This window comes from Cryobacterium psychrophilum, from assembly GCF_004365915.1.
GTDB lineage: Bacteria > Actinomycetota > Actinomycetes > Actinomycetales > Microbacteriaceae > Cryobacterium > Cryobacterium psychrophilum.
Window position 1 is genome coordinate 3,315,942 of record NZ_SODI01000001.1, and the last position, 11,800, is coordinate 3,327,741.

12 protein-coding genes and 4 tRNA genes are annotated in these 11,800 nt (G+C 60.7%); 11 read left to right on the forward strand and 5 right to left on the reverse strand.

Translation table 11 applies throughout. The features are described 5' to 3' along the window. Positions 1–56: 56 nt before the first annotated feature. Both EDD25_RS15600 and EDD25_RS15605 read right to left on the reverse strand, forming a co-directional pair. Positions 57–710 (reverse strand): SDR family oxidoreductase, encoded by a 654-nt coding sequence (locus tag EDD25_RS15600; protein WP_134174589.1) that lies wholly within the window; start codon positions 708–710, stop codon positions 57–59. 172 nt (positions 711–882) lie between these two features. Next, positions 883–955 (reverse strand) — tRNA-Val (locus EDD25_RS15605). 198 nt (positions 956–1,153) lie between these two features. Between EDD25_RS15605 and EDD25_RS15610 the strand changes: the two genes are divergently transcribed. From EDD25_RS15610 to EDD25_RS15655, 9 genes are all read left to right on the forward strand, one after another. Then, a tRNA-Gly gene (locus tag EDD25_RS15610) sits at positions 1,154–1,225 on the forward strand. Between the two features lie 59 nt (positions 1,226–1,284). Then, a tRNA-Cys gene (locus tag EDD25_RS15615) sits at positions 1,285–1,358 on the forward strand. 26 nt (positions 1,359–1,384) lie between these two features. After that, a tRNA-Val gene (locus EDD25_RS15620) sits at positions 1,385–1,456 on the forward strand. Positions 1,457–1,749: 293 nt separating this feature from the next. After that, positions 1,750–1,965 carry a helix-turn-helix domain-containing protein gene (locus EDD25_RS15625; RefSeq protein WP_198418861.1) on the forward strand — a complete coding sequence of 72 codons (216 nt, stop codon included), beginning with the start codon at positions 1,750–1,752 and terminating at the stop codon, positions 1,963–1,965. An 82-nt stretch (positions 1,966–2,047) separates the two neighbouring features. After that, positions 2,048–2,692: a Rep family protein gene (locus EDD25_RS15630; RefSeq protein ID WP_134174593.1), complete on the forward strand. Its 645-nt coding sequence runs from the start codon at positions 2,048–2,050 to the stop codon at positions 2,690–2,692. Positions 2,693–2,757: 65 nt separating this feature from the next. After that, positions 2,758–3,075, forward strand: coding sequence for a hypothetical protein (locus EDD25_RS15635; protein ID WP_134174595.1), 318 nt, complete (start codon positions 2,758–2,760; stop codon positions 3,073–3,075). Positions 3,076–3,322: 247 nt separating this feature from the next. After that, a complete protein-coding gene (locus EDD25_RS15640) occupies positions 3,323–3,703 on the forward strand; it encodes a hypothetical protein (RefSeq protein WP_134174597.1) in 381 nt (126 codons plus the stop codon). Beyond that, positions 3,700–5,220 (forward strand): relaxase/mobilization nuclease domain-containing protein, encoded by a 1,521-nt coding sequence (locus EDD25_RS15645; RefSeq protein ID WP_134174599.1) that lies wholly within the window; start codon positions 3,700–3,702, stop codon positions 5,218–5,220. Before EDD25_RS15640 ends, EDD25_RS15645 begins: the two co-directional genes overlap by 4 nt. A 690-nt stretch (positions 5,221–5,910) precedes the next feature. Then, positions 5,911–6,879 (forward strand): PDDEXK family nuclease, encoded by a 969-nt coding sequence (locus EDD25_RS15655; protein WP_134174603.1) that lies wholly within the window; start codon positions 5,911–5,913, stop codon positions 6,877–6,879. Positions 6,880–6,984: 105 nt separating this feature from the next. Here EDD25_RS15655 and EDD25_RS15660 read toward each other — a convergent pair whose 3' ends face one another. After that, entirely contained in the window at positions 6,985–7,506 is a 522-nt protein-coding gene (locus tag EDD25_RS15660; protein ID WP_134174605.1) for a uracil-DNA glycosylase family protein, read from the reverse strand. 402 nt (positions 7,507–7,908) lie between these two features. On the opposite strand from EDD25_RS15660, the gene EDD25_RS15665 reads away from it, so the two are divergent. Continuing rightward, a complete protein-coding gene (locus tag EDD25_RS15665; RefSeq protein ID WP_134174607.1) occupies positions 7,909–8,538 on the forward strand; it encodes a hypothetical protein in 630 nt (209 codons plus the stop codon). A gap of 79 nt (positions 8,539–8,617) precedes the next feature. Here EDD25_RS15665 and EDD25_RS15670 read toward each other — a convergent pair whose 3' ends face one another. Then, positions 8,618–9,346 carry a hypothetical protein gene (locus EDD25_RS15670; RefSeq protein WP_134174609.1) on the reverse strand — a complete coding sequence of 243 codons (729 nt, stop codon included), beginning with the start codon at positions 9,344–9,346 and terminating at the stop codon, positions 8,618–8,620. Next, complete coding sequence (locus EDD25_RS15675) at positions 9,343–10,005, reverse strand: helix-turn-helix domain-containing protein (protein WP_134174611.1); 663 nt, start codon at positions 10,003–10,005, stop codon at positions 9,343–9,345. Before EDD25_RS15675 ends, EDD25_RS15670 begins: the two co-directional genes overlap by 4 nt. 493 nt (positions 10,006–10,498) lie before the next feature. On the opposite strand from EDD25_RS15675, the gene EDD25_RS15680 reads away from it, so the two are divergent. Beyond that, positions 10,499–11,455, forward strand: coding sequence for a hypothetical protein (locus tag EDD25_RS15680; protein ID WP_134174613.1), 957 nt, complete (start codon positions 10,499–10,501; stop codon positions 11,453–11,455). Positions 11,456–11,800 lie beyond the last annotated feature (345 nt).

An 11,800-nucleotide genomic window follows, 5' to 3' on the forward strand; every position in this document is an offset into this window, starting at 1 on the left:
GCAGGAAAGCGCGGTCGATGGGGACCGGGTGGCGGCGACAACCGGTCCCCGGGGAGCTAGTCGGCCGTGGTGATCGCGGTGTCGATGGGCGTGGCGCCGTCGGTGAACTCGATGAACCGACCGACCGTGGCGGGCTCGTTCAGCACAGCAGCGGCGACGAGGGCAACATTCTCCCTCGATGTCGATTCCGTGGACGGGCCGGTGCCGACGGTGACCAGGCCGGTGGCGGCGTCGAGGTTCAGTGCGCTCGGGCCGAGGATGGTCCAGGCGAGGTCGGTGCCACGCAGGTAATCGTCCGCGGCGGCCTTGGCCTCGTAGTAGGCGAACATCCCATCGTCGGGGCTCGCTCCATGGTCGGCACGCGAGCCCTTATAGGAGACCATGACGTATCGGCGCACGCCGGCCTGGTGGGCGGCGTCCATCGACCGGATGGCCGCGTCGCGATCGACCGCGTAGGTGCGTTCGGTGCCGCCGCCACCGGCGCCGGCGGACCAGACGAGGGAGTCGAAGCCGGCGAGCAGGGTGGCGAGTTCTTCGGCCGACAGGGTTTCGACATCCGCCACCAGGGGAGTGGCGCCCGTGGCGCTGATATCTGCCTCCTGGTCGGGGTTGCGAATGAATGAGGTGACGTCATCGCCCGAGTTGCTGAGGTTCCGAGCCAGGTGTAGGGCAATTTTTCCGTGCCCGCCGATGATCGCGATGCGTGTCATGTTCGTCTCCCTTAGTTGAGTGTGTGCTGCTCATAGTTGAGTGTGTGCTGCTCACGCTATGCGCGGTACCTGAACGCCGCGTTCAGGTGTAATCAACGTGACGGAGCCGACTGAGGCACCTGATCCGGGGAGAGACACAAAAAAGGCCCCGATTTCTCGGGGCCTTGCTTTGTGGGCGATGCGGGACTTGAACCCACGACCTCTTCCGTGTGAAGGAAGCGCGCTACCAGCTGCGCCAATCGCCCAAACAGCAATACACTCTTGTCAAACTCAACACGAACGACTGCGACTTTTGATACTAGCCCAGACCAGAGGTCCCGCGCACATCGAGGCGTTCGACGACGCCAGATTCGTCGTGCGCAACACGCCGGTGGCGTGTCAGTTTGAATTCCGCATGAACTATCCGCTACAGTCATGACGTAAGCAAAAACGCTTACAGCAGTGCGGATGTGGCGCAGTGGTAGCGCATCACCTTGCCAAGGTGAGGGTCGCGAGTTCGAATCTCGTCATCCGCTCGAGTGACATGGAATCGGCCGAAAGGCCGGTTCCACTTCATTTGGAGTGAACCCAACACGGTGGATTGGCCGAGAGGCGAGGCAGCGGCCTGCAAAGCCGTATACACGGGTTCGAATCCCGTATCCACCTCCATTCCTGGTTGTAGTACCCCAGGACATGGGCGATTGGCGCAGCGGTAGCGCGCTTCCCTGACACGGAAGAGGTCACTGGTTCGATCCCAGTATCGCCCACAAGATAAAACCCCCGGGAAACCGGGGGTTTTTTGTGTTTATCGGGACTCTACAGAAGCTCCGTGGTACCAGCGTGGTACGCGCCACCAAGTGGTCGGGTCCTGTTGCGCCATACGCGGTCAACCAGCTAGAGTCGCAATCTCATAGACATTGCCCTTAAAACATCAACACGGGGCGGGCCAAAGGCGGCCAAACTTGAGGACGCGTGCCAATCGGGCACACGGCGGAGCTCGAGCCTGAGATGGCTCACCGGTGGTCCCTTGCTAAAAGCAATCGCTTAGCAAGGATGACCTGTGCCTAAAACACCCCCGATGACTGACCCGCTCGCAAACGACATGCTGCGCGCCTACTCTTTGCCCGATGTGGCCGAACGCCTTGACGTGAGCCTTAAGACCGTCCGACGCATGATCGACGCAGGCGAATTGAAGATCTTTCGCCCCCATCGCAACGGCCGCACTGTCCGCGTCAGCGAGCGGTCTCTCCGCGATCTCTTCGCCCACGCCGCCTAATAGCCCGGCCTCTCTCGCGCCCCGGCAAAAAAGAACGCCCGACGTGTCGCGCGTTCGTGATCCCTTAAGGAACCAAATTCACATGGTCAAGGTAGCAAAATCAGTACCAAAAGGTCCCCGTCGCCCCCGTCGCTTCTCTGTGGTGTCGAACTTCATCCGCCGAATCGACATCGAGACGGCCTTCGACCGCCCCAACGTCGTACGCTATGCCGGCTGCGTACACGACAAGGACTTTGAGACGGCGACTCATGGGCACGCATTCGCCGAGTTCAAGGACGGACGCACGGTCGACCAGGTCAAGGACTTCTTCGACAAGCCCGTCATCGTCACACCTCTCGTCGGTAAGAGCGGTGACACGACCTCGTTTGCCCGGGCCGTGCGATATCTCACGCATGAACATCAGAGCCAGCAGGCCCTCGGCAAATACCATTACCCAGACACGGATGTGTTCGTCTCCGAAGGCTTCGACTGGCGCACCGAAGTGAACGCGCTGACGGCGCGGGAAAACAACACCGCTAGGCCCAACGTGCGCCAGATCCGGCTCGACGTAATGCATGGCCGAATGACCGCGCGGGATGTGCGCGAGCGCCACCCGGATGTGTACTTGGACCGCGGCCCCGAGCTCCGTCGTCTCGAAGAAGACTTCCACGAATACTGCCGCGCGAGGCTGCAAGAGCAACACCTCCTCGAAGCGGCGGCCGGCCTTCCCATTACTGTCCTCTCCTGAGCCCCCATATACCGAGCCCTCTGGAAGGGCTGATCAAAATTTACATCGACGAAACAGAGGACTCAATGAGCACCATCGAAGAAGAGATTGCAGCGGTCAAGCATGCTGCGCAGAAGAAGCTCAGCCGCCTGCGCGAGCGTGAACGGAAAGTGCAGCTAGCACTCGACCTGCGAGTCGTCGCATTACTGCGGGAGAAGAACCCGAACGCTTACGAGACGGTGCGCGTCGAGGCCCGGGCGCAGCTCAATGCCGAGGCGGCCAGGCGAGCTGAGCGTGCTCGCCGGCTGCCGCGTTCGCCTACTGATGCTCAGCAGGCTGAGTTGATCGGTAGCGACGATGCCCGTGTTCGCATCACCGAGCACGGCGTCGTGGGCGCGCAGTGATGGGCGGTCAGCGCATCGCGCGCGGCGAGTGCTCGGGTGCGTCAGCACCCGAGCACGATGCCGTGCCTCGGGTTTGGGGATCGAAGGGGAAGGGCGCAGCCCTGCCCCTCGCAAGCGGCATCCTGTCGGACGAGCGCAGCGATGTCCGACAGGATGCCTGCTTGCCTTCTCTGGAAACAACCACTTTCAGTCCTGCGTCATTGGGGGTGTCACCATGAGCGGTGGAGCTGCGAGGCAACGAGCGCCGGTGTCACGTCACCAGCGTATCGACACGCGGTTTAGCGACGCTGAACTCGCGTTGGTCGAGCGAGTAGCTGGACGCCGGGGGATCGCCCCCTCGGCGTTCGTGCGAGGCGCGGCCTGCGCCGCGGCGAGCACGATGGAGGGGCGTGCCCCCGACGACCAAAAGGCGTCAGCGACGGCGAAGCCGTCGCTGACGCCCGAGCAGGTCGCTGTCATCGACGCGACGCGCATCGAAGTAAAACGGGCAGGCGTCAACTTGAACCAACTGATGCGTGCTTCGCACCAGGGCGTCCTCGACCTCGGGGCACTCGCCCCGGTGGTCGAGGCGCTGGCTGAGCAGGTCGGGCGGGCCATCGAAGTGTTTGGAGGGAAGGGGCAGCCATGAGCGTTACAGATGTAAAGCCTGACTACGACCTCGGCACGAGTGCTGACTACCTCGTCTTCGGTGTCGGCGCGAAGAAAAGGAAGCACACCGCCGCAGGCTCAAACCGCATCGTGCCAGGCTTCTATTGCGACGCTCCGTGCGTCGAGGCGTTCGTGGCATTGGGTGACGAGCTCGCCAAACAGAACAGCCGAAAGGTGAAAGCGCAAAGCTACGTGCTGTCGTTCTCGCCCGAGGAGTTCGATGTGGATAGCCCCGCTGATCTTCAACGAGTCGGCGACGCGGGATTCTTGCTCGCGAAGAAGATGCATCCGAACTCCGCGTGTCTCGTCGTCGTACACGCCGATGGCAAGGGTCGTGCAGCGCACGCGCACATCAAGGTACTGAACCACGACACTGCGACCGGCATGGCCCTACGTGATTTCCGCGTGCACTGGCGGGTGAAGAAGGCCAACGATGAGCTGATGCGAGACCTTGGCATGCAGGTAGTTGAAGCGAAACCAAAGCAACCCACGGACGCCTGGGTCACCAGGCGAAACGAACTGCCCCAGTACGAGCAGCAGCTCGGCGATGTGTGTGCTGAAGCAAAGTTCGAGGCGCTGGCCGCGACATTGGCCGCCCCCTCGCCCAGCATGGCAAGGTTTACAGCGCGGTTCACAGCGGCATGTCAGGCTCGAGGCGTCGAGCTGGTCACCGATGAGTACAAGGTCAAGAGCGGCAATCGTGGGGGCAAGCAAGAGGGCGCTACCGTGGTGGGCTTCACCTTCAAGATGCGGGACGACACGACGCCGAAGCGCCGTATCCGCAGGCGCAAAGCCTCGGCACTGTCGTCCGAGTTCACACACGACGCGATCACCGCCGCATTCGACGCGAAGCAAATGCAGCCGCAGGAAGGCGTGCCCGCCCAAGTTCCTGTGCGCCGGCAGCCCAAGCGCCCCCGCATGGCGCAGCAGAAAACCGCAGCCACGATTTCCGGTGGCATGGCTCCGGCTCCGGCTCCGGCTCAGGCTGAGTCGGAAGCGCGGCAGTCCGCTGCTGCAGTGAAGCCGGCAAACTCGTGGAAGGAGCAGATGCAGGCAGCGCTTGAAGAAGCCAACGCGCAGGGTAACGCCGAGAGCAACCGGATGATCACGGAGTACCTCCGGGAGAAGGAGGCGGTGGCGGCTACCAAGTGCGAGCAGCATGCTCAGCAGGCAGAAGCAGCTCTCCAGTCAGAACCCGCGCACCGGCCGCAGAGAAACCCGCCGTTGGAGGGTCTCCGGAAGCTCGACGAGGAGACCCTAGAAGCCGCAGCGAGCGCCCATGAGCCAGAGCAAACTCCTGAGGAGGCGGCGGAGCCGGAGACGATCAACGAGGCCGAAACCATCTTCGAGCGGGGCCACAGTCCTTCTCCGTGGACGGACAGTGAGAACCCGTATCTGACTAAGAATCGGAAGAGAATGCAGCGCATCCGTGCGGAACTTGCCGACGCGGACGATGAGACTTTTGAGAGCGCCGACACCAGGACACCAGGCGATTAGGTGGCCAAGAAGCACATAATTCTCTAAGATCGAACACCCGCGAGGGATAACTGAGGCGTGGTTACTGGGTCTCTTCGCAATCTTGTCGCTCGAGAACGTCACAGCATTCCTAGGCTGGGACGAGGAATCTGTTCGCGCTGCCGTCGCAGAGGGGCACCCGCACGCGGTCGAAATCTCAGGCTGGCTCCGTTTCCCGACATGGCAGTTCAGTGTTGGATCGCGCACGAAACCAATTCCGGGCCTCACCGAGATCATCCACGTCGTCCAAGTCATCACCCCGAGATGGACGTGGCACAGCGTCGCCGGATTCATGACGACACCCCAGTCAGACCTCGTGGCTAAGGGACGAAAAACCCCGGGCGCATGGCTGCGTGACGGAGGCGACGTCAACGACGTGATCGAGACAGTCGAGGCAGACGATTGGCGATGAGCACCTAACGCCGGCATCCCAAGGCGCGCGCATTTATCCCGACAGTTGTTCGTATATGAGTCGACTACTGTGCAAGCGCCTATTTTCCTAGACTCGGTAGCCGCGGGAATTCCTCCCGCGAACTATCATCGGTGTCTTCTAGAGCACGCATGAGGAAACAGTGAATGAATCAAATTGGCGGAGCTAGGAGCTGAAATGTGCAGAGGAAATGGATTAATGAATGACACGGTAAGAGCCATCGCAGATTCGGAGGGCCGGTCGTGAGCCCCCGGACCAGCTTGCTCGCGTTCCAGGCTGAAAAGGACCTCGAGAACTACCTGCTGGTCCATCTATCGCTGCTCCTGTCGGATCTGGGACAGGGCCTCTTGATTATCGGAAAACAGGTAGCGACGGCTTTCGATCGTCGTATCGATCTTCTCGCGATCGATGCGACAGGGGCCATCCACGTCATCGAACTGAAGCTGGGCGGGACTACCCCTCAGATCGTCAGCCAAATCACCGACTACCTTTACTGGATCCGGAAACTCAGTAGGGACGATATCATTCGCGTCGTCGCTCAAAATCGGCTGGGCATAAACTTAAAGGTTGCTTTCCAGGAGCGCTTTGGTCACCCGCTACCAGCGGCAGTCAACGAGGCGCAGGTTCTCACGATCGTCGCGGCGTCCATCGACCTCAAAACTCAACGCAGTATCCTGGCAATCCGGAATCCTGGACTTTCGACCACAATGTTCCGCTACGTCGTCCAGTCCGGCGCCGTCAGCCTCATCCCGTGCTGTCTTGATGGTCAGGACGTGGAGGCCTCTCAGGCCGAGACGATACCCCAGGCTCTCCGAAAACATTCGACGGCGCCGGTGTCGCTTGGGCCACCGACCTACAGGGTGCTCATTCACGACAGCGTCCGAGAGTTCTGGCTGACCCACGCTCATCTTTTCGCCTCGCCCATCGTGACCTTTGAATTCGTCTTCAAGGAGTATGAGAAATGGGTCCGCGCGCAAGTGACCGAAGGCAGGCAGCCAACCTCCGACCAGATGGGGCTATTTGGTCGGGAGCTGTTTGCGCTCACCGGGGAGTCCGGAGAGTGGACCCGAGTTTATTTTCCTCCTGGGATCGATGTGAACACCCTCGCGACCTTGACAAACCTGCCGTTAACTCGGACAGTCATCGGGGGAGTCAATTACCGTGCTGTGGCATACCGGAGAAATCCGGACTACCAAGCATCTGCAGCTTAACGAGGATTACGTTATCGCTCGACTCGTTTGCTCGACTCGTTTGCGCGGCTTGTGTGACCAGAGAGTGCGTGACCAGATCGTCTCGGAAGCGCGCAAGACACGCTGCTACTTCAAACTAAGCGTTGCCATTACCTCTGCTGCCAGCTCTCCCTTCAGATAGGGGCGGGGAAGGTTAAATACGCGCGCACCCCATGACGTCATTTCACTCTGGTAGCCAGGCTGTGCTTTCTTTCCTGATAGCGCATGGACGGGCGGGGCATAGATTGCGAGAGCAGCCATCTTCGCTTCGAACTGCGCCCTGCCGTGCTCAACCTCGCTTTTGGGCAGGTCAGCTGCGCTTGGGGTCGGCCGTCGGACAAGGTCCGCAAATCCGACGCCTGCCTCAGGAGCAGTTCGCTCTAAATGTCGATCGCCATCACTGAGCGTCATCAGGCCGACTTTGACCAGCATCATGATGCGACCGCGCGCGCCTTGGCCCTGATAGTAGTGACCTGCCGTGACGCTCGTCAGCGAGGGATTGATCCCCACTATCACTGCCCGCGGCCGAGGAGGCCAGACTTCGGCCAGCGTGAGCACCTCAGCGCCCATCCATTCGACGCGCTCCTGATACCCAATGAGGTCGGTCATACCGTTGGCCTTCCGCTTTGTCGCTTGCTGCGCCGAGCGACCGACAAGTTCTGCCCGTCGTCGTGACTACTTGGCGATACGCCTCATTGTAGGGATAAGTGCGATTATCGGGGGTAAAAAACCACCCCCTTGAAGTGACATGTGGCTGAGCAGAAAAAGGGGTATCCACGCGTGGAATCGCTGTACTGACTCGATGGAGCAGGTGCTGTCAGGGCGACGTCACTGTTTTGCCACCGCTCTGCGTCTGGCGGTGGAAGTCCAGACCGAAAATCGAACTGTAAGCTGGCGTCAGACTTGGGGAGTCGCCATAGATTATGGGCACTCGGGGCGGTGTCCGGTACGCGATTGGATTCAATCTCGAGCCGAGGTTCGCGACCCTCGTCCCGATCGAAAGGAATCTCCGTGCGCACTCCCGCGTCCGCTCTGTTCACTGCTGCCATTTGCTCTGCGCTTCTTCTCACCGGTTGCGCCGGCCCCGTCGAAGGCAAGATCGAGCCGAAGGCCAGTGCTGAGCCTTCCGCCGCGGACACAGCCGCGGCCACGGACGAAGCAGAAGCGCCCACCGCCAAACTCGGTACCCGCACCAACCCGTTCCCGACGGGCACCGCAGGTAAGCACGCCTCCGATTCGGTGTGGACATTTAGCGCCGGCGAGACGGATACTGACGCCTGGCCTGAAATCTTGGCCGTCAATGAGTACAACGAGGCGCCGGCAGAGGGAAACGGCTACATCACCGTCCCTGTGACGGTGCAGGTGGATGACGTCGCAGCCGTAGTAGATGGCGCTGACCCGTCATACTCCTTCGACGTCTCGTACGTCACCGCGTCAGGCAACACGTACGACGGCACCACGTGCTTGGGGGTATTGCCCGATCCCGGTGAGTTGTACAACGTCGGAGTGATGTACGGCGGGGCTCAGGCTGGATTCATTGGTTGTGCCCAGGTTCCCACCGCAGACATTCCCGGCGGAGCCTGGGTCGTCTCCTCGCTTGTGGCCGGCTCGACCGCGTTCTTTGCGGGACCCGCTTCCTGAGGTCAACGCGACGCGCGTGTCGCGCGTGGTTCAGGACGTTCGCGCCCTCGGAATGCGCAGGTGATCGAGCATCGCGGTCCTACGCGCTCAGCGCGACGAGCAGCCGCTCGATTCCCAGGTCCGCCCCGTCGATGGTGGTGATGATGGTCCCATCCATGCGGATAGCTCCGATCGCGTTCTTGAGCAACTCGCGGTCCCGCTTGCTCGTTTGCCCGGCAAGTTGATCGCCACGGGTGATGAGGGTGGTGAGAACAGCGAAGTCGATGAGGTGCCGCTTGACACCCTGGTCAAGTGGGACGGTGTACGCGGCCGCTTTGAGGACGAGCGCTCCGAGCAGGTTCGGCCGCCAGATCAGCGCCTCGCGCCCGTCATGGTTGACGGTGACCAGCTCTGCCCTGTCGATGGCTTGGTTGGATCCTCGGGCTTCCAGGGTGGTACCACCGGTGACACCAGTTCGTGCTGCGGCCCTCTCACCGACGTGCTCTGGAATGAGAAGGTCGAGGGTGGCATCGCCACGTATCCAGCGGTGCTGATGCCCTTCAGGACTTTGGCCGGCGGACTCGAAGCCGATGTCGACGAGGGCCTTGGTGACATCATGGAGAATGGACGGCTGTGCGCGCACATCCAAGACGGCGTCCGCGTCGTCGGTCGGTCGGTTCGGCGTGACTCCGCGTTCGATGCACCAGAGGTGCACCATTTGACCGCCGACCAGGCACCAGTTGTTCGGCACCTTCTCGGCCAGGTCGAAGAGGGCGTGCCAGGCCTGCGAAGACTTGTTACCGAGTACCAGCATCTGGATGACTGTCACCGATTGCTCAGCATCTCTTTGACCCGCTGGCTCTCTCGCGGACCAGCATGGTCAGCAAGGTCAGCGAGGACCAGACCCAGCGGCGCTCGCCCGTCGGCGTCCGCTTGGACGCGAGCTAGATGGAGCCACACATTCGCGTTCTTTGCACTTTTCGCGTTCTTTACTTCCACCAGCAAGTACTCGCGAATCAACTCTTTGGCGACTTCGGGGTCAACGTACGCTTCGACCTCATGCTCGCTGCTGAGGCCCGCGCGGTCGTCGCTGATTCCCGAGAGGACGACACGAGCATCTGTGCGAAGGTCAGCGAGGTCATCCGGGTTCGCGTGCAAGGCACGCACCGGAGCGCGTTCCCGTAGCCAGCCGGAAAGCAGGAGATCTGGCGTGGCTGTGCGCGTGAGAGCAATGCACTTGAATTCAAGTCGCCAGCGCGCTGTCGCGTCTATGTTCTCGGGCTCGATCCCCGACAACAGAGCGATGAGCGACCATGAGTTGGTCATGCTCAGCGGGCGAGACAGCGGAGCCTGGCGACGGAGCTCTGCTTCGTCGATGACCCAGCTCGAGCCGATCTTGTCGGCGTGGATTTTTCCCGTGCGAATGAGCTGGTGCACGCGCCCGACAGAGATGCCCTGGCGGGCGGCATACTCTTTGACACTCAACATGTCACAAGGGTACAACCGCTAGTACCCTTGTGACAAGTGGGCCGCGGAATGGCGGACACAGCACAGTGGGCTTGACGCAGAAGATGCGCAACATACGGCAGACAGCCGTTGAAACGCTCCGATCTGGAGTATTGCTAGGGCATGGGCAGTGACGGGCCAGGGCCGAGAACTCATCAGTTGCGCAGTGCGTATCGCGCGCGTTGCTGTCGCAAGGGGGCGTAGCAACACCTTTTTGGAGAGGTGTAGTTGGGGTCGTCTCAGCTCCGCCCCAATCGCCGAGCGGACCGGAGGTAGGGTGCTCTTCCGGGGTTGGATGTGCGGGTTTAGTGCAGCTTGGAGCGCTTGACTGCGGCGCCCTGCGAACGTTAAGAAACCGTGCGGTTGGTTTTCCTGCTAACCTCAGCCCGGGAATCGCTGGCAAGGTTCGCTCCGGGACTCCCGGGATGCGAACGGGGGTCGACGGCCCTTTCATTTACGAAAGGTAAAAGATTTCATGATGTTCACTAAGAAGCGACTAGGGGCCGGTGTCGGTCTGGGTCTGAGCTTGGCTATATCAGTCGGTGTTGGTAGTTGGGGAGCCGTTCCGGCGTTCGCTACTACGACCGATGAAACGCTGAACTCGGTATCTGCCGCGACACCAGAGACAATCGCCAACGCGGCAGTAGTGCCAACGGCTGTGGCGAGCGAGAACGCGATTCATTCCACCGTAGGGAGGGTGGACGTGACCATCCCCGTTGACCCGGCCGCCGGGATCACACTCGACGCTGACGGGCGATCCGTCTCTATTGGGTTGCCTTTTACGCCGGACGCAAGCTCAGCGAAAGTTGAGCAGGAAGGTGTCGTGTCGTATGACAACAACAATGGTTCGACCACCGTCCCGGTTGTTCAGACAGATGGCAGCGTGCAAATCAACACTGTCATCGACAATGCCGCCGCACCAACAAGGTACGAGTACCCGATCACGCTACCCGCGTTTGCGAACCTTACGGCTGTCCCTGACGGCTCCGTCAACATAACGGATGCTGCCGGTGCTGCGTTCGCCAGTATCGCCGCGCCGTGGGCCAAAGGCGCTAACGGGTCCAAAGTGGCCACACGTTACGAGATCAGCGGCACTTCGCTCATACAGATCGTGGAGCACAACGTTCGCGGCACGGTTTACCCGGTCGTAGCTGACCCAACAGTGAGCTATCTCTGGTGGGGCGTAGCCTACAAACTCAGTAATTCTGAGACAAGAGATCTCGCAGCCAATTTCGGTCCCGCCTATTTCATAAACGCAGTTTGTGGTTTCACTGGTCCTGCTGCGCCAATTTGTGCTCTAGCGGTGAACATCCGACTGTGGACGTGGCAGAAGCCAGTAAACGATGCTGCTAGGCAAGGGCGGTGCGCTCAACTCAACTATCCCTACGGATCAGGGCCCGCACTATGGAACGTGACAAACGAACGCTGCTAGCCATGGGCGTTACGCTCAACTTGCTTATCTCTACGGACCGGAGCCCGAATTATGAAACACGACAAACGATCTCTGCTGGTACAGCTTCTGATTGCAGTGGCTGGCAGTGTCATAACGTTATTCTTCCTCCTACTTGGAGGAACGGAAGGCCCGCTTGTTTGGGTCATTCCACTGACCATCTTCGTGTCGTGGTCAGTGATTGGAATCATTAGATCCCGACGCTCACCATCTTCGCCATCAAGTCGCCGTAATTCTCCTTAACAGAGGGCAAAACGGTACAGCTCGCCTCCCACGTACGGGAGGCGAGCTGTACCGTTTTGCTCTCATCGATGTGGTACCAGCAGG